This is a genomic window from Planococcus sp. ANT_H30, assembly GCF_008369335.1.
In the GTDB taxonomy this organism is placed as follows: Bacteria; Bacillota; Bacilli; order Bacillales_A; family Planococcaceae; genus Planococcus; species Planococcus kocurii.
In genome coordinates this window covers 217,358-238,375 of the sequence record NZ_VOBJ01000001.1, presented here as the reverse complement: position 1 = coordinate 238,375, position 21,018 = coordinate 217,358, and the positions used below count along the sequence as shown (strand labels likewise).

22 protein-coding genes are annotated in these 21,018 nt (G+C 41.9%); all 22 read left to right on the top strand.

Translation table 11 applies throughout. The annotated features are described in order from the left end of the window. Window positions 1-174 precede the first annotated feature (174 nt). Window positions 175-537, top strand: coding sequence for an Asp23/Gls24 family envelope stress response protein (locus FQ085_RS01205; RefSeq protein WP_058384915.1), 363 nt, complete (start codon window positions 175-177; stop codon window positions 535-537). 18 nt (window positions 538-555) lie between these two features. Then, on the top strand, window positions 556-2,208 hold the full coding sequence (locus tag FQ085_RS01200; RefSeq protein WP_149455741.1) for a DAK2 domain-containing protein: 1,653 nt from the start codon (window positions 556-558) through the stop codon (window positions 2,206-2,208). 134 nt (window positions 2,209-2,342) lie between these two features. Beyond that, window positions 2,343-3,005, top strand: coding sequence for an L-serine ammonia-lyase, iron-sulfur-dependent subunit beta (gene sdaAB, locus FQ085_RS01195; protein ID WP_058384917.1), 663 nt, complete (start codon window positions 2,343-2,345; stop codon window positions 3,003-3,005). A 16-nt stretch (window positions 3,006-3,021) separates the two neighbouring features. Beyond that, window positions 3,022-3,921 (top strand): L-serine ammonia-lyase, iron-sulfur-dependent, subunit alpha, encoded by a 900-nt coding sequence (sdaAA, locus tag FQ085_RS01190; RefSeq protein WP_058384918.1) that lies wholly within the window; start codon window positions 3,022-3,024, stop codon window positions 3,919-3,921. Beyond that, a complete protein-coding gene (recG, locus tag FQ085_RS01185; RefSeq protein WP_149455740.1) occupies window positions 3,911-5,953 on the top strand; it encodes an ATP-dependent DNA helicase RecG in 2,043 nt (680 codons plus the stop codon). The genes sdaAA and recG overlap by 11 nt, the downstream gene beginning before the upstream one ends. A 90-nt stretch (window positions 5,954-6,043) precedes the next feature. Further along, window positions 6,044-6,628, top strand: a complete 585-nt coding sequence (gene fapR, locus FQ085_RS01180) for a transcription factor FapR (RefSeq protein ID WP_058384919.1) — start codon at window positions 6,044-6,046, stop codon at window positions 6,626-6,628. After that, window positions 6,625-7,623 carry a phosphate acyltransferase PlsX gene (gene plsX / locus FQ085_RS01175; RefSeq protein WP_149455739.1) on the top strand — a complete coding sequence of 333 codons (999 nt, stop codon included), beginning with the start codon at window positions 6,625-6,627 and terminating at the stop codon, window positions 7,621-7,623. Before fapR ends, plsX begins: the two co-directional genes overlap by 4 nt. After that, window positions 7,613-8,551 carry an ACP S-malonyltransferase gene (fabD, locus tag FQ085_RS01170; protein WP_058384921.1) on the top strand — a complete coding sequence of 313 codons (939 nt, stop codon included), beginning with the start codon at window positions 7,613-7,615 and terminating at the stop codon, window positions 8,549-8,551. Before plsX ends, fabD begins: the two co-directional genes overlap by 11 nt. Then, window positions 8,548-9,294, top strand: coding sequence for a 3-oxoacyl-[acyl-carrier-protein] reductase (gene fabG, locus FQ085_RS01165; protein ID WP_058384922.1), 747 nt, complete (start codon window positions 8,548-8,550; stop codon window positions 9,292-9,294). The genes fabD and fabG overlap by 4 nt, the downstream gene beginning before the upstream one ends. Window positions 9,295-9,334: 40 nt before the next feature. Then, on the top strand, window positions 9,335-9,571 hold the full coding sequence (locus FQ085_RS01160; protein ID WP_058384923.1) for an acyl carrier protein: 237 nt from the start codon (window positions 9,335-9,337) through the stop codon (window positions 9,569-9,571). Between the two features lie 253 nt (window positions 9,572-9,824). Continuing rightward, the gene (rnc, locus tag FQ085_RS01155; protein WP_058384924.1) at window positions 9,825-10,580 is read left to right on the top strand and encodes a ribonuclease III; all 756 of its coding nucleotides are present in this window, start codon (window positions 9,825-9,827) and stop codon (window positions 10,578-10,580) included. A gap of 5 nt (window positions 10,581-10,585) precedes the next feature. Continuing rightward, entirely contained in the window at window positions 10,586-14,134 is a 3,549-nt protein-coding gene (gene smc, locus FQ085_RS01150; protein ID WP_149455738.1) for a chromosome segregation protein SMC, read from the top strand. Between the two features lie 17 nt (window positions 14,135-14,151). Further along, window positions 14,152-15,168, top strand: a complete 1,017-nt coding sequence (ftsY, locus tag FQ085_RS01145; protein WP_058384926.1) for a signal recognition particle-docking protein FtsY — start codon at window positions 14,152-14,154, stop codon at window positions 15,166-15,168. 67 nt (window positions 15,169-15,235) lie between these two features. Then, window positions 15,236-15,559, top strand: coding sequence for a putative DNA-binding protein (locus FQ085_RS01140; protein ID WP_058386872.1), 324 nt, complete (start codon window positions 15,236-15,238; stop codon window positions 15,557-15,559). Between the two features lie 12 nt (window positions 15,560-15,571). Further along, complete coding sequence (gene ffh / locus FQ085_RS01135) at window positions 15,572-16,930, top strand: signal recognition particle protein (protein ID WP_058384927.1); 1,359 nt, start codon at window positions 15,572-15,574, stop codon at window positions 16,928-16,930. 94 nt (window positions 16,931-17,024) lie between these two features. After that, window positions 17,025-17,297, top strand: coding sequence for a 30S ribosomal protein S16 (gene rpsP / locus FQ085_RS01130; RefSeq protein WP_008497962.1), 273 nt, complete (start codon window positions 17,025-17,027; stop codon window positions 17,295-17,297). Window positions 17,298-17,310: 13 nt separating this feature from the next. Beyond that, a complete protein-coding gene (locus FQ085_RS01125; RefSeq protein ID WP_058384928.1) occupies window positions 17,311-17,544 on the top strand; it encodes a KH domain-containing protein in 234 nt (77 codons plus the stop codon). Between the two features lie 63 nt (window positions 17,545-17,607). Next, entirely contained in the window at window positions 17,608-18,123 is a 516-nt protein-coding gene (gene rimM / locus FQ085_RS01120) for a ribosome maturation factor RimM (protein ID WP_058384929.1), read from the top strand. Then, a complete protein-coding gene (trmD, locus tag FQ085_RS01115; protein ID WP_149456131.1) occupies window positions 18,123-18,842 on the top strand; it encodes a tRNA (guanosine(37)-N1)-methyltransferase TrmD in 720 nt (239 codons plus the stop codon). Before rimM ends, trmD begins: the two co-directional genes overlap by 1 nt. 142 nt (window positions 18,843-18,984) lie before the next feature. Further along, window positions 18,985-19,329, top strand: coding sequence for a 50S ribosomal protein L19 (gene rplS / locus FQ085_RS01110; protein ID WP_058384930.1), 345 nt, complete (start codon window positions 18,985-18,987; stop codon window positions 19,327-19,329). A gap of 99 nt (window positions 19,330-19,428) precedes the next feature. Continuing rightward, entirely contained in the window at window positions 19,429-19,989 is a 561-nt protein-coding gene (gene lepB, locus FQ085_RS01105; protein ID WP_058384931.1) for a signal peptidase I, read from the top strand. A gap of 11 nt (window positions 19,990-20,000) precedes the next feature. Next, window positions 20,001-20,864, top strand: coding sequence for a ribosome biogenesis GTPase YlqF (gene ylqF / locus FQ085_RS01100; protein ID WP_058384932.1), 864 nt, complete (start codon window positions 20,001-20,003; stop codon window positions 20,862-20,864). The last annotated feature ends 154 nt before the right edge of the window (window positions 20,865-21,018 follow it).

The window sequence follows — 21,018 nt, the reverse complement described above, 5'->3', positions numbered from 1 at the left end:
CAGTTCGTTTTTCGTTTCACATACTTTAATAATTTAACACAGAAATATGGGGTTTGCAACTATATTTGAAGGTCTTTAAAGAAAAAAACCTTTACACCTTAAACGGCGGCTTTTCATCTATAAAGGTTTGAGGTAGAATGGGAAGAGTGAAATAGGACTCAAGGAGGAATTTCAATGTCGATTGAATTAAAGAATGAATATGGTCAAATCGATATTTCCAATGATGTAATTGCTCAAATAGCAGGCGGCGCAGCAATCGAATGCTATGGCATTGTAGGCATGGCAACGAAACACCAAATACGCGATGGCTTGACAGATATACTCCGCAAAGAAAATTTTGCCAAAGGAGTTCTTGTGCGCCAAGAAGATGAAAATTTGGTTATTGATATGTATGTCATCATTAGCTATGGAACGAAAATTTCTGAAGTAGCTTATCAAGTTCAGTCCAAAGTGAAGTACACCATTACTAAAACATTAGGTATGTCTGTAAAAGCAGTCAATATTTTTGTCCAGGGAGTTCGTGTAACGAACCCGTAGGAGGAGGAAGAATCAGTTATGAAGTCATTAAATGGAGTAAAGTTCGCAGAAATGGTACAGATGGGATCTCACCATCTTTTTCAAAATGCGGATTATGTTGATGCATTAAATGTTTTCCCTGTTCCTGATGGAGACACGGGGACCAATATGAATTTGTCAATGACTTCTGGAGCAAAAGAAACAACAGCTCAAGCAGAAGCGCATATTGGCAAGACAGCAGGTGCCTTATCTAAAGGTTTATTGATGGGAGCACGTGGAAATTCGGGTGTTATTCTTTCGCAACTTTTCAGAGGTTTTGGTAAATACATTGCTTCAGAATCAGAATTGACAGCGCTTAAGTTTGCAGAAGCTCTTCAACACGGTGTTGAAACAGCGTATAAAGCGGTTATGAAACCAGTTGAAGGAACGATCTTGACAGTCGCAAAAGATGCGGCTGCTAAAGGCATGGAAGCAGCAAAAACAGAAGAAGACCTCATTGTTTGGTTCGAGGCTGTAGTGATCGAAGCAAAAGCTTCTTTGGAACGGACACCTGACTTACTTCCCGTATTAAAAGAAGTCGGCGTTGTTGATAGCGGCGGACAAGGTCTTGTATATGTTTACGAAGGCTTTCTTGCTTCGCTAAAAGGGGAAGAATTACCTGAAAAACACGCACATCATTCAATGAACGATTTGGTCAGTGCAGAGCACCATAAAAACATTGCTGGCTTTATGGATACCGCCGATATTGAGTTTGGCTACTGCACAGAATTTATGGTGAAGTTCGAAACAGGCAAAAAAGAATTTAATGAGGCTTTATTTCGTTCTGACTTGAGTAGTTACGGGGATTCGCTATTGGTCATCGCAGATGAGGAAGTGGCGAAAATTCATATTCATTCGGAAGAACCTGGAAAAGTTCTTACATATGGTCAGGATTACGGCAGCTTGATCAGTATGAAAATCGAGAATATGCGTCAACAGCATATCGATATTGTTGGCGAAGGCTTCCAAAAAAATGCACCTAAACAACAAGCGACACATCCTTATGCGGTTGTAACAGTTGCCATGGGTGAAGGAATTTCAGAACTGTTGCGTAGTATTGGAGCTTCGTATGTCATTGAAGGCGGGCAGACCATGAATCCATCGACAGAGGATATCGTTAATGCTGTCAAATCGATTGGTGCAGAGCGTGTTTTGATTTTGCCGAATAACAAAAACATTATTATGGCAGCCGAACAAGCGGCTGAACTTTTAGCTATTGAAGCGGCTGTAGTGCCTACTAAAGATGTACCTCAAGGAATGGCAGCATTACTCGCTTTCAACCCGGAAGCAACCGTAGAAACCAACCAACTAGCAATGGCAAGTGCTTCAAAACATGTGAAATCAGGTTCTGTCACATTTGCTGTTCGGGATACATCGATTGATGGCATTGCCATTAAGAAAGATGATTTCATGGGTATTTCCGAAGGGAAAATCATTGTTTCTGATAGCAATCTAGAACGTGTCACTGAAGAGTTGGCTAAAAAGCTAGTAGACAACGAAGCGGAAATTGTCACAATTCTTTATGGAGAAGATGCGACAGCGGCAGATGCTCAGAAATTGGGCGAATTTATTGAGTCTTTAAATAGCGCGGTTGAAGTTGAAATTCATAATGGTAAACAGCCATTGTATCCTTTCATACTTGCTGTAGAATAATTTTTCTTTTTGTTTTTTCAATATAGTCAAATGGCTAAGGCGCATACGAATGTATGCGCTTTTTATTTTTGTTAAATAAGTCGAAATCATGTACACTAACAGTATACGTAAATTGAAAGTGAGGGGTTTGAGCCATGAAGTTCAAATCTGTTTTTGATATAATCGGTCCAGTCATGATTGGGCCTTCTTCTTCGCATACTGCGGGAGCAGCCCGCATCGGAAGAGTAGCGAGGGATTTGTTCGGGAGACAACCGGATTGGGCAAAAGTGCACCTTTACGGTTCGTTTGCAGAAACTTATAAAGGGCACAGTACAGACGTTGCCATCATCGGTGGATTATTAGACTATGATACTTTTGATGAACGCATTAAAACGTCGTTTGAAGAAGCGCAAAAAGCAGGGATGACCTATGAGTTTATTCCTGAAACGGGTCATGTTGATCATCCGAATACAGCACGCATCGTCATTGGAGATGAAAAATCTGAAATGTCGATGATGGGCATTTCAATTGGTGGCGGAAAAATCGAAATCACTGAGTTAAATGGCTTCCCGCTTCGTTTATCAGGGAACCATCCGGCAATTTTAGTTGTCCATGAAGATCGTTCAGGGTGTATCGCCAATGTTGCGAATTGCCTCTACAAATACGATATTAACATCGGTCACATGGAAGTTTCTCGGAAAGAAAAAGGACATATGGCATTGATGGTCATCGAAGTAGATCAAAATGTTGATAAAGAAGTGATGGATGAATTGAAAAAACTTCCGAATATCACGCAGGTGACACGAATCGCCGATTAAATTGGAGGCTATGATAATGGAAGCTTTATTCCGTAATGTAAGAGAGTTAGTTGAACGGGCTGAAAAAGAACAGAAATTAATTTCTGAAATTATGATTGAACAAGAAATACTGATGACCAATCGATCGCGTGAAGACATCATGATTCAAATGGATCGTAACTTGACGGTCATGGAAGAAGCTGTAGAAAAAGGGTTAAAAGGAGTTCACTCGGTTTCAGGATTGACGGGTGGAGATGCTGTATTGTTGCAAGCTTATCGCGAAAAAGGCAATACGCTTTCTGGAGATTTGCTGCTTGACGCAGTTAGTAAAGCGGTTGCGACTAACGAAGTCAATGCAGCGATGGGCACTATTTGTGCGACACCAACAGCGGGATCTGCTGGCGTGGTACCAGGTACGTTATTTGCTGTGCAAAATAAATTAAATCCAACACGCGAGCAAATGATCCGTTATTTATTTACAGCAGGCGCTTTTGGCTTTGTTGTGGCCAATAATGCATCGATTTCAGGTGCAGCAGGTGGCTGTCAAGCAGAAGTCGGATCAGCCGCTGGTATGGCATCAGCTGCTATTATTGAAATGGCTGGTGGTACGCCTCAGCAAAGCTCAGAAGCATTTGCCATTACGATGAAGAATATGCTCGGTCTAGTCTGCGATCCAGTGGCGGGATTGGTAGAAGTGCCTTGTGTAAAACGTAATGCAATGGGAGCTGCCAATGCAGTAGTAGCGGCAGACATGGCGTTAGCTGGTGTGACTAGCCGTATTCCGTGTGACGAAGTTATTGGTGCGATGTTCGAAATCGGCCAATCGATGCCGAGTGCGCTAAGAGAAACCGCAAAAGGCGGACTTGCCGCAACGCCTACTGGAAAATGGCTTGAATCCAAAATTTTTGGAGGAGCAGTTGTCGGAAGTGGGCAGTAAAGAGTCAGTCGCCACATTAAAAGGAGTAGGGAAGCAAGCAACCGAAACCTTACAGGAAATGAAAATTGAGACATTGCATGACTTGATCATGACATTTCCGTATCGCCATGAGGATTTTCAATTAAAAGATCTGGCCGATACACCTCATAATGAACGCGTAACAGTGGAGGGAAGGGTCGAAAGCGAACCTTCCGTCCTTTTTTTAGGTAAAAATAAATCGCGAACGCAAGTCCGGGTGTTAGTAGGGCGCCATCTGATAAAGGCTATATTTTTCAATCAGCCTTATGTTAAAGCGAAATTGCAGTTGGGAGAAATTATTACACTAACGGGTAAATGGGATCGTGGGCGTCAAGTCATTACGGTATCAAGTCACACGATTGGGCCGAGGACAAATGGAGCGGATTTCGAACCGGTCTACAGCTTAAAAGGCAGCATTCACCAAAAAACATTTCGCAAGCTGATGCGCCAAGCATTGGATTTAGTAAAAGAAGACATGGAAGATTGTTTGCCAAAAAGGTTTGTTGATGCCTATCAATTAGCGCCGGTACAAGATGCTTTAGAATGGGTTCATTTTCCTCCAGATGGTGAAAAAGTCAAACAAGCGCGTCGGCGTTTTGTTTACGAAGAATTATTAGTATTTCAATTAAAGATGCAAGCGCTTCGTAAAAAAAATCGTGAGGAAGAAGGCGGCTCTTTTATCGATTACGATCTCGAACGGTTGAAGGGATTTATTGACTCATTGCCTTTCAATTTGACTGCTGCACAAAAACGAGTGGTCAATGAAATTTGCAAAGATATGAAAGAGCCGTTCCGTATGAATCGACTCCTGCAGGGGGATGTGGGGTCAGGTAAAACAGTAGTAGCGGCAATTGCGTTATATGCAGCTCATACAGCAGGGCTACAAGGTGCGTTAATGGCGCCTACTGAAATTTTGGCGGAACAACATGCTAACACATTGGTGCAGTGGTTCAGTCCGTTTTCAGTGAACATTGCTCTTTTAACAGGCTCAGTAAAAGGAAAGAAACGACAATTGATTTTGGAACAGTTAGCAAATGGGGAAATCGATCTGTTAATTGGAACGCATGCGTTGATTCAGCCAGAAGTACGATTCCACAAGCTCGGTCTTGTTATTACCGATGAGCAGCACCGGTTTGGCGTGGATCAGCGACGTGTGTTAAAGGATAAAGGCTATAATCCTGATGTTCTATTTATGACGGCTACACCAATTCCACGAACGTTGGCGATTTCTGCTTTTGGAGAAATGGATGTATCCGTTATCGATGAAATGCCAGCTGGTCGTAAAGAAATTGAAACCTATTGGATGAAAAAGGAGATGTTCGGCAAAATTGTCGGGCGGATGGAAAAAGAGTTGGCTGCAGGACGGCAAGCCTATGTCATCTGTCCACTGATCGAGGAATCCGATAAACTGGATTATCAAAATGCCGTTGATTTGTTTCAGCAGTTATCGATGTATTTCAATGAGCGTTTTACAGTTGGATTGATGCACGGGCGCTTGCACTCAGATGAAAAAGAACAGACAATGCGCGAATTTTCAGAAGGACAAATTGCTGTATTAGTGTCGACAACGGTTGTAGAGGTTGGCGTTAATGTACCAAACGCGTCGTTTATGCTTATTTACGACGCCGAACGTTTCGGTTTGTCTCAGTTACACCAATTACGAGGCCGTGTTGGACGTGGCAGTGAACAGTCTTATTGCATCTTGTTGGCAGACCCGAAGACAGAAATTGGTAAAGAGCGTATGACGACAATGACTGAAACCAACGATGGTTTTGTGCTAGCAGAAAAAGATTTGCAGTTAAGAGGTCCGGGTGACTTTTTCGGCCGTAAACAAAGCGGGATTCCAGAATTTAAAATGGCCGATTTGATTCATGATTACCGAGCGCTTGAAGCAGCTAGAAAAGATGCTGAAAAACTAATCAGCAGCGACGAATTTTGGCAAGCGGATGATATGCGTTGTTTACGTCAACAGATAGAACAGTCAGGAATATTAACAGGTGGCGGGTTAGATTGAGAATGCAGGAATCATTATTTTCCTTGCATTCTTTTTTTGTTATTTATATACTCATATTAGTACCAAGTGCTAATAGCGGGCGGTGACACAGTGAAAAGACCAAAAAAACAACGGCAACAAGCGTTAAAAGACTCAATCAAAGAAAATCCTTTCGTCACCGATGAAGAATTGTCGGTAGCATTTGACGTTAGTGTGCAAACCATTCGATTAGATCGAATGGAGCTTGCTATTCCAGAGCTGCGCGAACGCATTAAACACGTAGCCGTGAAAACCTTCGAAGATGAAGTGAAATCTTTGCCAATCGACGAAGTGATTGGTGAGATTATTGACATTGAACTAGACAAAAGAGCGATTTCGATTTTTGATGTAAAGCCAGAACATGTTTTTCAACGTAATCAGATTGCCAGAGGTCATCATTTATTTGCACAAGCCAATTCGTTGGCCGTGGCAGTAATGAACGAAGAACTGGCATTAACGGTAAAGTCGGAACTGCAATTTTTGCGACCGGTAACTGCCGGGCAACGGATTGTTGCAAAAGCAGAAGTAATCGACAGCCACCCTGAAAAAAACAGGGCGTTTGTTAAAGTAGTTTCATCGGTAGAACAGCAGACGGTTTTTATTGGCACTTTTGAAATGTACCGTATGACAGAACAAAGTGAAGGTGACATAGAATGAAAATAGCAGTAGATGCAATGGGTGGAGATCATGCGCCAAAAGAAATTATTGCAGGTGTCTATAAAGCATTAGCAGAATTTACAGATGTTGAAATTCAATTATTTGGTCATCAGGAAAAGATGCAAGAATTTTTGACGGAACATGACCGGTTAACAATCGTCCATTGTGAAGAAGTAATCACTTCAGAAGATGATCCTGTGCGATCGGTTAAACGAAAAAAAGATGCCTCGATGGTTCGGATGGCACAAGCTGTAAAAGATGGCGAAGCCGACGCTTGCGTATCTGCAGGAAATACAGGGGCTCTTATGTCGGCAGGTTTATTTGTTGTTGGCCGCATTGATGGGGTGGATCGTCCAGCATTAGCCCCAACTTTGCCAACTATTGATGGCAAAGGGTTTGTCATGCTTGATATGGGTGCCAATGCAGAAGCTAAACCGGAACATCTTGTGCAATATGCGATTATGGGCAGCATTTATGCTGAAAAAGTTCGCGGCATTAACAATCCAACAGTGGGTCTTTTGAATATCGGAACCGAAGAGAAAAAAGGCAATGACTTAACAAAAGCCGCTTTTCCATTATTAAAAGAAGCGCCAGTCCATTTTATTGGCAACGTTGAGTCACGTGATTTATTAAATGGTGTGGCTGATGTTGTGGTGACCGACGGCTTTACTGGCAATATGGTGTTGAAGACCATCGAAGGAACGGCAATGAATGTTTTTGCGATGATGAAAGATGTCTTTATGAGCTCAGTTAAAACAAAAGTTGCGGCTTTTCTTGTGAAAGATGATTTAAAAGGGTTGAAAGGCATGTTGGATTATAGCGAATATGGCGGCGCCGGATTATTCGGTTTAAAAGCACCCGTTATAAAAGCGCATGGTTCGTCAAATGCTAATGCCTTATTCAATGCGATACGCCAAACACGTACGATGGTTGAATTTGATGTAACGGGAACAATTTACAGTACGCTGAAAAAGGAGACTTTACATGAAGACTAAGATTGCATTTATCTATCCAGGCCAAGGGTCGCAAATGGTTGGAATGGGCGAAAGCTTTTTAACAGACGATACGAGCCGTAATTTCTTTGAAAGTGCCAACCAAACACTTGATTTAGATTTATCTAAGTTGATGCTAGAAGGCCCACAAGAAGAATTGACGTTAACCTATCATGCGCAACCAGCTCTTTTAACAGTTAGTTCAATGATTACAGAACGATTGATTCGAGCAGGGATTAGACCGGATTATACAGCGGGTCATAGCCTTGGCGAATATAGCGCGCTCGTAACTTCGAATGTGTTAGAATTTCCAACAGCGGTTAACATTGTACATAAGCGTGGATTGTTTATGAATACAGCTTTCCCAGCAGGAGAAGGGACAATGGCTGCTATTCTTGGTATGGAAAGTGAAGAACTTGAAAAAGTAACAAATGAAGTGACGGACACGACAGGTGTTGTGCAACTTGCTAACTTGAATTGCCCAGGACAAATCGTTATTTCGGGTACAAAAGCTGGAGTTGAGCAAGCGTGTATCGTCGCTAAAGAGCGTGGAGCTAAGCGTGCCATTCCACTTGATGTCAGCGGACCGTTCCACTCGGAATTGATGCGTTCGGCATCCCAAGATTTAGCGAAAGAACTGAGCGTTTCTTTCTTGTTAGATGCGAAAGTACCAGTCGTTTCAAACGTCACAGCAAAAGCGGAAACAAATGCGACACAAATTCAAGATCTTCTTGTTCGTCAATTGTATTCACCAGTTCTTTGGGAACAATCGGTGCGCGAAATGATTGATCTTGGTGTAACCGTATTTATCGAAATTGGCCCTGGGAAAGTATTGAGTGGATTAGTGAAAAAAATTGATCGCTCAGTTAAAACTTTGCCAGTTTATGACTTAGCGTCATTTGAAAAAGCGGTAGAGGAGTTGGCAAAATGAGTAAACTTGCAGGGAAAACAGCCATTATTACTGGTGGATCTCGTGGAATTGGAGCAGAAATAGCGCGTAAATTTGCAGCAGACGGTGCAAAAGTAGTTGTCAATTATAGCGGTAGCCAAGAAAAAGCAGAAGCAGTAGTTGCGGATATTGAGGCTAATGGTGGTACTGCAATTGCAGTGAAAGCCAATGTTTCAGATGCCGAATCAGTTAAAGCGATGGTCGATGAAACGATGAAAACGTTTGGATCTGTTGATATTTTAGTGAATAACGCGGGTATCACACGTGATAATTTGATGATGCGTATGAAAGATGACGAATGGGACGATGTCATCAATATTAACTTAAAAGGCGTATTTATTTGCACAAAAGCAGTAACACGCCAAATGATGAAACAGCGCTCTGGCCGAATCGTCAATATTGCCTCAATCGTAGGCGTGATGGGCAACGCTGGACAAGCAAATTATGTTGCAGCAAAAGCGGGTGTCATTGGCTTGACGAAAACGACAGCGCGTGAACTAGCAAGTCGTGGAATTACAGCCAATGCTGTCGCTCCTGGCTTTATCACGACCGATATGACCGAAAAATTGAGTGAAGACGTTCAAAAAGCGATGATGGGACAAATTCCATTAGGCCGTTTTGGTGCACCAGAAGACGTTGCAAAAGCTGCGCTATTCTTAGCTTCGGATGATGCATCCTATATGACGGGCCAAACGCTTCATCTTGACGGCGGCATGGTCATGTAGGTAATTTTTTTGTATACTGATTTGAGGGGAGGTGACGACATTGTCAACAGTATTAGATAGAGTAACGAAAGTAATCGTGGATCGTCTAGGTGTAGAAGAGAACGAAGTGAAACTTGAAGCTTCATTCACAGGTGACCTAGGTGCAGATTCATTGGACGTAGTAGAACTTGTTATGGAACTTGAAGATGAGTTCGATATGGAGATTTCTGACGAAGACGCTGAAAACATGAACACAGTAGGCGACGCAGTAACGTATATCGAGAAAAAACAAGCGTAACCAAGAAAAGCGAAAGCGCCCGTGTAGACTCGACGGGCATAAGACGCTCCGGCGAAGCGGCGCACTTTGCCGCATAGCTGGAGAGACTTATGACCCTAGAGTCTGGGTGCTAAACGTTCTACCAGAAAATTATACTTAAAACCATTGACGCACAATTGCTGTTACACTAAGCGATTGTGCGTCAATTCTCTTTTGCACAATCGCTGAAAAAAAGGTAAAATTGAAAGAAGTACACAAAGGAAGGCAGATAAAAATGGCCATGAATAAAAAAGTAAATCACCAAAAGACCAGTACCATAAAAGAAAGTGTCAAAGCGTCATTTGAACAACTGCAAAAAGAACTCAATGTTTCATTTAATAAACCTGCCTTATTGCATCAAGCTTTTACCCATTCATCCTATGTGAATGAGCATCGAAGAAAACAATTTACCGACAACGAACGTTTGGAATTTCTAGGGGATGCGGTATTGGAATTATCCGTTTCGCATTACCTGTATACGAAATACCCACAAATGAGCGAAGGCGAGTTGACAAAGTTGCGTGCAGCAATCGTTTGTGAACCTTCTCTGGTTTTATTTGCCAATGAACTAAATTTCGGTAAATATATCCTTTTAGGTAAAGGAGAAGAGTTAACAGGTGGAAGAACACGTCCAGCTTTATTGGCAGATGTTTTCGAATCGTATATTGGCGCTCTTTACCTAGACCAAGGATTAGATCCTGTTGTCGCATTTTTGGAAACGGTATTATTTCCAAAAGTGGAAATCGGTGCTTTTTCGCATGTGATGGATTATAAGAGCCAATTACAAGAATTGGTTCAACAAAAAAATACCGGAGCATTGAATTACGAAATTATTGATGAAATCGGACCAGCGCATAGCCGTGTATTTGTGACTCGTGTATCTCTTGCGGATAAGGAACTTGGCGTCGGTAATGGTCGATCGAAAAAAGAAGCGGAACAGCAGGCAGCTCAGCTGGCAATCCGTAAATTGCAAGAATTGGCGGAGGAGTAGTCGTAATGTTTTTGAAGAGATTGGAAATCATGGGGTTCAAATCATTTGCTGATCGTATCGGCATCGACTTTGTACCTGGAGTAACCGCCGTTGTCGGACCAAATGGTAGCGGCAAAAGCAATGTTACCGATGCTATCCGTTGGGTGCTCGGAGAACAATCAGCAAAATCACTACGCGGTGCAAAAATGGAGGACGTTATTTTTGCTGGCAGTGATTCAAGAAAACCGTTAAATTTTGCAGAAGTTACGTTGATTTTAGATAATACGGACGGGCGTGTCCCTCTCGATTACAGCGAAGTCAGCGTAACGAGAAGGGTTTTTCGCAGTGGTGAAAGTGCCTATTTGCTGAATAAGCAAAATTGTCGATTGAAAGATATTACAGACTTGTTTATGGATTCTGGATTGGGTAAAGAAGCCTTTTCCATTATTTCGCAGGGACGAGTAGATGAAATTCTGAATTCAAAAGCAGAAGAACGTCGATCTATATTTGAAGAAGCTGCAGGTGTGTTGAAATACAAGCAGCGGAAGAAAAAAGCTGAAATGAAACTAAATGAAACCGATGAAAACCTTAATCGTGTATTGGATATTTTACATGAATTGGATGGTCGTATGGAGCCGCTTCAAATTCAAGCCTCCACTGCACGCGATTTTTTGGATATGAACGAACAATTAAAAGATGCCGATATCGCCTTGTTGGCTCATGATGCCAGCAACTTGGAGCAGGAACTCAATCAACTAGCGCAAGAAGCAGCAGTTCATTCAGAAAAAGAGCAGCAAATAGCTGCAGAAATTACGACGAAAGAGCGTGCAGTCGCTGAAATTCGTCAAGCGCTCGCAGAGTTGGATCGCAAAATAGATCAAGCGCAAAATGCTTTAGTTGAAGCGAGTGCCGAAACGGAGAAATGGCAAGGACGCAAACTGTTGATGTCCGAGAAAAAAAGCAATGCTCATCGCCAAGCGCAGCAATTACAAAGTAATTTAGATGCGGAAAAACTAGAAAATGTTTTGCTTCAGAAAAAACACAATGAGCAGTTGGTGTTATTAGAAGAACGCAAAATACAGCGTCAAAAAATACGGACGACGATTAAACAACTTGAAGAGCAGTTGAACCGAACTCCGGCCGATATCGACAACGAAATTGAAAATTGCAAGTCGGTCTATATCGATTTGATGAACGAGCAGGCAACAGTCAAAAACGAGCTTAAAAATATTGGTTTGCAAGAACAACAACTGTCAGAATCAACCGGACGAATTACTTCGCAACGGGCTGACTTTGAGTTGGAACTATCGAAATTGAAAAGCCAAAAAACGTATGCAGAAAAAAATGTTGCAGACATTCGTACCTTGTTAGAAGACAAGCGTCAGCAATATAAAAACGCGGAAGCTTCTTATCAACTGCAAAAGCAATCATTTGATCAAAAGCAAGCGATGCTGTTTCAAGCCTATCAGTCTGAAAAACAGCTTGCGGCTCGCGTTGGTACCTTACAGGAACTTGAAGCCGATTTCTCAGGGTTTTTTCAAGGTGTCCGTGAAGTATTAATGGCACGTGAAAAAGGCCAGCTAGCAGGCATTAGAGGAGCAGTTGCTGAAATTGCGCAAGTAGAGAAAACTTATGCTAAGGCCATTGAAACGGCATTAGGTGCTTCAAGTCAGCACATTGTTACAGAAAACGAGCAGCATGCTAGAGAAGCCATTGATTTTCTTCGTAAAAAGAGGGCGGGACGTTCTACTTTCTTACCAATGACTGTCATGAAATCGCGGAAGATCCCAGAACATACATTGGCTACTGTGCGGGAGCACCCAGCCTATGTGAATATGGCATGCGAATTAATCGATTACGATGCACAGTATGCGATGATTATTGAAAATTTAGTAGGCAATGTCATTATCGCTGAAGACTTGAAAGGCGCGACAGCGATTGCTAAAGCAACCGGCAATCGCTTCCGTGTCGTAACCTTAGATGGCGATATCGTGAACGCCGGTGGATCGATGACAGGCGGTTCTAACAAAACCCAAGCTTCATTCTTCACGCGAAAAGCTGAACTTGAGCAATTGCTTGTGCAATCAGCAGAGTTAAAAGAGACCATCATAAACGCTGAAAAAACAGTAATCAAAGAACAGGCAGAAGTGAAGGTGGCAGAGGAATCCATTCAAGCCTTGAAAAATGAAGGGGAGAAATACCGGGATTCAGAAGCGGAAAGTTCGACCATTCTTCGTGAAATTGAAGCTGTTTTAAAGACAACGTTAGAGCGTTTCCATCTTTTTGAAGCAGAACAAAAAAACAAAGAATATGATTTGACAGCCATTACTGGACGAAAAGAAGTAGCATCTATACGCCGTGAGAGCATCGTAAAAGAATTGGCTGCTATTACCGTGGAAATTGACGAACTCACGCTGTTTAAGCAGCAAAACCAATCAGCACGTGATCAAGTTTTGGAGAAATTAGCAGAACAAAAGTCGTTAGATGCTGTAACAAAAGAACGCCTCAATCAATTAACAGTGAGTGAAGCGGAGCTTTTTGAGCGACTCGAGAAAAGCAATTACAAACTGCAAGAAAATCAAAAAGAGTTGCAATGGATTCAGTCAGAAGAAGCAGTAAAAGTGTATTCAGACAAGGAAATTCTGCAAGAAATTGAGACCTGGTCAACGAAAAAAATGCACATGTTGCAAACGGTTGAGCAGACAAAAAAACAACGCTTAGGACAGCAAGATACCTTAACTGGTTTGGAAGAAGATTTAAAAGAACACCAACGTATTTATAAAGGCTATGTGGAAGCGATTCGAATTTATGAAGTCAAATCAACACGGTTAGAAGTTCAAATTCAAAGTTTTATTACCCAGCTTGACACCAATTATCAGCTGACACTAGAGCAAGCAAAACAGTTTGAAATGATTGATGAAGAAGCCGTTGTTCGTAGAAAAGTTAAATTGCTGAAACAATCTATTGAAGAATTAGGGCCTGTCCATATTGGTGCAATCGAAGAATTTGAACATGTCTCTGACCGCCATGCCTTTTTAACAGAGCAACGTAACGATTTAAACGAAGCGAAAGAAACATTGCGAACATTAATTCGGGAAATGGACGGAGAAATGACTAGTCGTTTTGACGATACTTTTCATGCCATTCGCAAGCAGTTCCAACGGGTCTTTAAAGAGTTGTTTGGTGGGGGCTCTGCTGACTTAGTATTGACAGATCCGCAAGATATGTTGAGAACAGGTGTAGAGATTATTGCTCAGCCACCTGGTAAAAAGTTGCAAAATTTGAGTTTGCTATCTGGTGGAGAACGTGCACTTACAGCGATCGCTTTATTATTTGCGATTTTGAATGTGCGTCCTGTACCCTTCTGTGTGCTTGATGAAGTCGAGGCGGCGCTTGATGAATCGAATGTCGTGCGTTACAGTCAATACCTGAAGAAATTCAGCGAAGATACGCAGTTTATCGTCATTACACATCGTAAAGGGACAATGGAAGGTGCCGACGTTTTATATGGCATCACCATGCAAGAATCTGGGATATCGAAACTGGTTTCGGTCAGGCTCGAAGAAAAAACCTGAAAAAGGAGTGGATACACATGAGTTTCTTCAAAAAACTAAAAGATAAATTTGCTGGCAATACTGAAGCTGAAGAATCAACTGAAAAATACAAAGAAGGATTAGCCAAAACCCGTATTGGTTTTACATCAAAAATCAATGATTTGGTAGCGAAATACCGAAAAGTCGATGAAGACTTTTTTGAGGAACTAGAAGAAATTTTGTTGCAAGCGGATGTCGGTTTCGAAACGGTTATTGAGTTAATGGACGACTTGCGTTTTGAAGTGCAACGGAAAAACGTAAAAGATACGTCAAATGTCCAATCCGTTATTTCGGAAAAACTGGTGGAAATCTATGAAGCTGGTGAAGCAGAAATCAATGAAATCAATTTTGTTGAAGGATTGACGGTCATTTTGATGGTTGGAGTTAACGGTGTTGGCAAAACTACCACTATCGGAAAACTCGCTCATCGTTTCAAAAATGAAGGCAAGACCGTTATGCTTGCGGCAGGTGATACATTCCGTGCCGGTGCAATCGAGCAATTGGATGTCTGGGGCAAGCGAGTTGGCGTAGATGTGATTAAACAAAGTGAAGGGTCAGACCCGGCAGCGGTTATGTATGACGCTGTACGTTCCGCTAAATCCCGCGGAGTGGACGTGCTTATTTGCGATACGGCAGGACGTCTGCAAAACAAAGTCAATTTGATGAACGAACTGCAAAAAGTTCATCGTGTTATTTCGCGTGAAATTCCCGGTGCGCCTCATGAAGTATTACTGGCACTTGATGCTACGACTGGTCAAAATGCTATGCTCCAGGCGCAGACATTCAAAGAAGTTACCGATGTTACAGGCATTGTGCTAACAAAACTAGATGGGACAGCAAAAGGCGGAATTGTCTTGGCGATTCGCAATAAATTAAAAATTCCTGTGAAATTTGTAGGCCTTGGTGAAAAACTAGATGACCTGCAACCTTTCGATGCGCAAAAATACGTTTACGGCTTGTTTGCTGAAGGATTGGATAAAGAGCAAGAATTGGAAGATGCTAAAGCAGACAAGTAAAATTACTTGACAGCTTTGTCGATTTTCAGTATTCTAAGCATTAGAATGAATGGGGTGAGCGTCAATGATGGGACTAGAAAAAACAACACGTATGAACTATTTGTTTGATTTCTATCAGGAGTTACTGACGCCAAAACAGCGTAGCTATATGATGCTGTACTATTTAGACGACCATTCACTGGGCGAAATTGCCGAAGAATACCATATCACCCGTCAGGCAGTTTACGATAACATTCGCCGGACAGAAGCAATGCTAGAAGAATATGAACGCAAGTTGCAGCTATTTGAAAAGTTTCAGAAACGTCAGCAACTGGTTTCGTCATTTGAAAAACAGCCATTCACAGAAGAGCGCGTCCAGCAATTTTTGGGCGAACTAAAGGAATGGGATTAGGAGGCGGAAAGAATGGCATTTGAAGGTTTATCCGAACGCCTGCAAGGGACGATGACTAAGATAAAAGGTAAAGGTAAAGTCAACGAAGCAGACGTTAAGGAAATGATGCGTGAAGTTCGTTTCGCCTTGATCGAAGCGGATGTCAACTTAAAAGTAGTGAAAGAATTCGTCAAGAAAATCAGTGAACGAGCGATTGGACAAGATGTCATGGACAGCCTAACACCAGGACAACAAGTCGTTAAAATCGTTAAAGATGAACTGACAGAATTGATGGGTGGCGAAGAGCGGAAAATCGAGTTTTCTACAAAACAACCGACCGTCATTATGATGGTTGGTTTGCAAGGTGCCGGTAAAACGACAACCACGGGAAAACTCGCTAATTTGTTGCGCAGAAAACACAATCGTAAACCGCTACTCGTAGCGGCCGATGTTTATCGTCCGGCCGCGATTCAGCAGTTAGAGACGATTGGTAAGCAGTTATCGCTTCCGGTTTTTTCTAAAGGGACAGACATGTCTCCTGTGGAAATTGCGCGTCAGGCAATTGAACATGCGAAGGCAGAGCATTTGGATACGGTCATTATTGATACAGCAGGGCGTTTGCATGTCGATGAGGCGTTGATGCAGGAATTGAAAGATATTCGTGCGCTTAAAGAGCCAGATGAAATTTTCTTGGTCGTCGATTCTATGACAGGGCAAGATGCTGTCAACGTGGCTCAAAATTTTGATGCAGCCATTGGCATCACTGGCGTCGTTTTAACGAAGCTTGATGGTGATACACGAGGCGGTGCGGCATTATCCATTCGTTCTGTCACTCAAAAACCGATTAAATTTGTCGGGATGGGTGAAAAAATGGATGCGCTTGAAGCTTTCCACCCCGAACGTATGGCGTCACGAATACTTGGCATGGGCGATATGCTGTCGCTCATTGAAAAGGCGCAGTCAAATGTTGATGAAGTAAAAGCAAAAGAGTTAGAAGAAAAGTTCAGAACTTCTACTTTTACTTTTGATGATTTTCTTGAACAAATGACACAAGTCAAACAAATGGGACCATTGGACGAGATACTGAAAATGTTGCCAGGTGCCAATAAAATCAAAGGGTTAGAAAACGCAAAAGTCGATGAAGGCCAAATGGATCGCGTAGAAGCGATTATCTATTCGATGACAAAAAAAGAGAAAACCACTCCCGAAATCATTAATGCCAATCGAAAAAAACGAATTGCTAAAGGGTCGGGGACCAATATTCAAGATGTCAACAGACTGCTAAAACAGTTTGAAGACATGAAGAAAATGATGAAGCAAATGTCTGGTATGAACACGAAAAAAGGAAGAAAAAAAATGGGAATGCCGGGCCTAGACTCACTTTTCAAGTAAAAATTTCAAGGTGTTAAGAAAAAATACTTTACAAACTATTTAAAGCTTGCTAATATAATATCTTGTGTGAAACTATTCGGAGGTGCTTTAAGAAATGGCAGTAAAAATTCGCTTGAAACGTATGGGAGCTAAAAAATCTCCTTTTTACCGTATTGTAGTAGCTGACTCACGTGCTCCACGTGACGGCCGTCAAATCCAGACAGTAGGTACTTACAACCCACTGACAGTTCCAGCTGAAGTTAAGATCGACGAAGAGCAAGTATTGAAATGGCTTCATGATGGTGCAAAACCATCTGATACTGTACGTAACTTGTTTTCTCAAAAAGGCATTATGGAGAAATTCCATAACGAAAAACTAAACAAATAAGGGAGAGTTTTTTATGAGGCAGCTGATTGAGAGCATTGTCAAACCGTTAGTTGATTATCCGGAAGAAGTTCGCGTCGTTACTGACGAAAACGCAAGCCGAATTGTCTACAAGCTTTCTGTGCATCCAGAGGATACAGGGAAAGTGATCGGGAAGCAGGGGCGTGTAGCGAAAGCTGTTCGTTCAATTGTGTACTCAGCAGCAGGTGGTTATCATAAGAAAAAAACGTATCTCGATATTGTTGATTAAGAAGAAGGAGCCCAGGTTCCTTCTTTTTTTTTCAGAAAAATAAAAGTGAAAGGATGTTTGCTTATGCAATGGTTTAATGTAGGAAAGATTGTCAATACACACGGAATTCGTGGCGAAGTACGTGTTTTATCGCGTACGGATTTTCCAGAAGAACGCTTTGCAGTTGGGACGAAGCTCGGGCTTTTCATGCCGGATGCAAAAAAACCAATCATGGTAAAAATCGCCAGTCAGCGCCGACATAAAAACTTTGAGTTACTAACTTTTGAGGGTTATCCATATATCAATGACGTAGAGCCGTTTAAAGAATCTTATTTGCGAATTTCTGAACATGATTTGACTGAACTAGAAGATAATGCGTATTACCATCATGAAATTTTGGGGTGCACAGTGTTTTCAACCGAAGGGCAAGAACTCGGAAAGATCAGTGAAATTTTGGAAACTGGTGCCAACGACGTTTGGGAAGTTACACCTGAGTCGGGGAAGAAGCATTATATTCCTTACACTGAAGAAATCGTCCAAGAAATTGATATTGACCAAAAGAAAGTCGTGATCGAAGTAATAGAAGGGTTATTGTCTTGATGAACATAAATGTTCTATCGTTATTTCCGCCGATGTTTGAAGGGGTCTTTCAACATTCAATTATGAAAAAAGCGCAGGATAAAAATGCAGTTAGTTTAAACGTTGTGGACATTCGTGAATTTGCCGATAACAAACGCCAAGTTGATGATTACCCATTTGGTGGCGGAGCAGGAATGGTTCTAAAACCAGAACCGATTTTCAATGCGGTTGAAAGTCTCGCGCCAAACAGCAAACCACGCGTTATTTTAATGTGTCCACAAGGTGAGCGCTTTACGCAGCAAAAAGCTGAAGAGTTAGCAAACGAACAGGAACTAGTATTTATTTGCGGACATTACGAGGGCTATGATGAACGAATTCGAGAACATTTGGTCACAGATGAAATTTCAATTGGAGACTTTGTGCTAACCGGAGGAGAACTTGCAGCCATGACGGTCATTGATAGTGTCGTTAGACTGCTTCCTGGGGTGCTAGGTAACGCCGATTCGCCAATTCGCGACTCATTCTCTACAGGACTTCTAGAGCACCCGCAATACACCCGTCCTGCCGATTTCAGAGGCTGGAAAGTACCAGATGTCTTAACTTCCGGTAATCACGGTAAAGTTGATCAATGGCGCGAAGAACAAACCTTAAAACGGACGCTTGAAAGACGGCCAGATCTGCTCGAACACATCGAGTTGGATGACAAACAGAAAAAAATAATCGCCCAATTAAAGAAATGAAAATAGAGTGCAGCTTGCTCTTGCGCTGTCAGGTTATCAGTGGTATTATGGACACTGTACTTTTATGTGAAGTACAGGATCACGATGTTCCGCTGCAACAGCTGATTTGGTGTAAGAACATCTGTAGAAGGAGAGAAAAATAATGCAAAACATTATTACAGAAATCACTAAAGAACAAATTCGTACGGATCTTCCAACGTTCCGTCCTGGAGACACTGTTCGCGTCCACGTTAAAGTTGTTGAGGGTACACGCGAACGTATTCAGGTATACGAAGGAGTCGTAATTGGCCGTCGCGGAGGCGGAATCAGTGAGTCATTCACTGTTCGCAAAATCTCTTACGGTGTTGGTGTTGAGCGTACATTCCCTGTACACACACCAAAAATTGCACAACTTGAAGTTACCCGTCGTGGTAAAGTTCGTCGTGCTAAATTGTATTACTTGCGTGACCTACGCGGTAAAGCAGCTCGTATCAAAGAAATTCGATAAGCTTGTATTAATGAAAGAGGGCGCTTGCGCCCTCTTTCTTTTTGCTAAAAAGTTTAATTCCTTGTACAATTAAAACAGTAAGTTTGGGGAGGAACGCGCATGGAGACTGAAGTGAAGAAGAAAAATGAAATGTGGGAATGGTCCAAAGCTCTGTTGATCGCCTTCGGTTTGGCAGCAATTATCCGTTTCTTTTTATTCACACCGATTGTAGTAGATGGAGAGTCAATGATGCCGACTTTAGAGCACGGAGATCGCATGATTGTCAACAAGATTGGTTATTCAGTTGGGGAACCTGACCGTTTCGATATTATCGTTTTTCATGCCCCTGAACAAAAAGATTATATTAAGCGTATAATCGGTTTGCCAGGTGATCACATTGCCTATGAAGATGACCAATTATATATAAATGGAGAAGCAGTAGAAGAACCTTATCTAGACATTTATAAGCAAGGAATTACCGGTACACTGACAGAAGATTTTGTCTTAGAAGATGTTACCGAAGGACAAAGTACCATACCTGAAGGATCTATCTTTGTGATGGGGGATAATCGCCGTGCAAGCAAAGATAGCCGCCATATTGGATTGGTCTCGACCGATGAAGTGATCGGGGACACGAATTTTGTTTTCTGGCCATTGGCTGAAGCGGGAATTGTAAAATAAGGAGTGGTTTTATGACGATACAATGGTTTCCTGGACACATGGCGAAAGCGCGAAGACAAGTTACTGAAAAACTAAAGTTAGTGGATATTATTTTCGAACTTGTGGATGCCAGATTGCCTTTATCTTCACGAAATCCAATGATCGATCAAGTGATTCAGCAAAAACCACGTCTTATTATCTTGAACAAAATGGACATGGCCGATGAAGTTGAAACGAAAAAATGGATTCGTTATTTCGAAGATCAAGGTACTCGTGCAGTTGCCATCAACTCGCTTGAAGGCAGAGGGTTGCAATTAGTTACGAAAGCATCAAAAGAAATACTTGAAGAAAAATGGGATCGGATGATTTCAAAAGGTATTAAGCCTCGTGCCATTCGAGCGATGATTGTTGGAATTCCAAATGTCGGTAAATCGACACTCATCAACCGTTTATCGAAAAAAAGCTTAGCGAAAACTGGAAATATGCCAGGTGTTACGAAAGCTCAGCAGTGGATTAAAGTCGGGAAAGAAATTGAACTATTGGATACACCGGGTATTTTATGGCCGAAGTTTGAAGATCCTGAGACTGGATTGAAACTGGCCGTTACGGGAGCAATCAAAGATTCAGTTATTCAAATGCAGGAACTGGCTATTTATTCTCTGAAATTTCTAGCAGAACGCTATCCAGAACGCATGATGGAGCGTTACGGAATTGACCATGTGGATGAAGAAATCGTCAATACCTTTGATCATATCGGAAAAAAGCGTCGTTGTTTAGATCAGCATGGCGAAATCGACTATGAAACAACCGCTGAAATAATTGTTCGCGATATTCGGAACCAGCATTTGGGCAAAGTAACGTTCGATTATAGAGATGAAATGATTGAAGAAGAGTGAGGGTTTCCTCTATTCGATTACCGGCTGTTCCTCGATTTTGAGGAACAGCTTTTTTGATAAGTGACACAAGCGTTGTGGCTTTAACCGTAGCATTGGAATTGAAAAAGCGACGGTGTAGTGAAACAGCATGAATAATTTAGAAAAAATTAAATGG

Bases quoted from the DNA above. Each gene is read 5' to 3' on its own strand.
- fabG (WP_058384922.1), top strand. From the start codon at position 8,548: ATGAGTAAACTTGCAGGGAAAACAGCCATTATTACTGGTGGATCTCGT.
- rnc (WP_058384924.1), top strand. From the start codon at position 9,825: ATGGCCATGAATAAAAAAGTAAATCACCAAAAGACCAGTACCATAAAA.
- smc (WP_149455738.1), top strand. From the start codon at position 10,586: ATGTTTTTGAAGAGATTGGAAATCATGGGGTTCAAATCATTTGCTGAT.
- ylqF (WP_058384932.1), top strand. From the start codon at position 20,001: ATGACGATACAATGGTTTCCTGGACACATGGCGAAAGCGCGAAGACAA.
- FQ085_RS01125 (WP_058384928.1), top strand. From the start codon at position 17,311: ATGAGGCAGCTGATTGAGAGCATTGTCAAACCGTTAGTTGATTATCCG.
- ftsY (WP_058384926.1), top strand. From the start codon at position 14,152: ATGAGTTTCTTCAAAAAACTAAAAGATAAATTTGCTGGCAATACTGAA.
- trmD (WP_149456131.1), top strand. From the start codon at position 18,123: ATGAACATAAATGTTCTATCGTTATTTCCGCCGATGTTTGAAGGGGTC.
- FQ085_RS01200 (WP_149455741.1), top strand. From the start codon at position 556: ATGAAGTCATTAAATGGAGTAAAGTTCGCAGAAATGGTACAGATGGGA.
- FQ085_RS01205 (WP_058384915.1), top strand. From the start codon at position 175: ATGTCGATTGAATTAAAGAATGAATATGGTCAAATCGATATTTCCAAT.
- plsX (WP_149455739.1), top strand. From the start codon at position 6,625: ATGAAAATAGCAGTAGATGCAATGGGTGGAGATCATGCGCCAAAAGAA.
- rpsP (WP_008497962.1), top strand. From the start codon at position 17,025: ATGGCAGTAAAAATTCGCTTGAAACGTATGGGAGCTAAAAAATCTCCT.
- rimM (WP_058384929.1), top strand. From the start codon at position 17,608: ATGCAATGGTTTAATGTAGGAAAGATTGTCAATACACACGGAATTCGT.
- sdaAB (WP_058384917.1), top strand. From the start codon at position 2,343: ATGAAGTTCAAATCTGTTTTTGATATAATCGGTCCAGTCATGATTGGG.
- lepB (WP_058384931.1), top strand. From the start codon at position 19,429: ATGGAGACTGAAGTGAAGAAGAAAAATGAAATGTGGGAATGGTCCAAA.
- rplS (WP_058384930.1), top strand. From the start codon at position 18,985: ATGCAAAACATTATTACAGAAATCACTAAAGAACAAATTCGTACGGAT.
- ffh (WP_058384927.1), top strand. From the start codon at position 15,572: ATGGCATTTGAAGGTTTATCCGAACGCCTGCAAGGGACGATGACTAAG.
- FQ085_RS01140 (WP_058386872.1), top strand. From the start codon at position 15,236: ATGGGACTAGAAAAAACAACACGTATGAACTATTTGTTTGATTTCTAT.
- fabD (WP_058384921.1), top strand. From the start codon at position 7,613: ATGAAGACTAAGATTGCATTTATCTATCCAGGCCAAGGGTCGCAAATG.
- sdaAA (WP_058384918.1), top strand. From the start codon at position 3,022: ATGGAAGCTTTATTCCGTAATGTAAGAGAGTTAGTTGAACGGGCTGAA.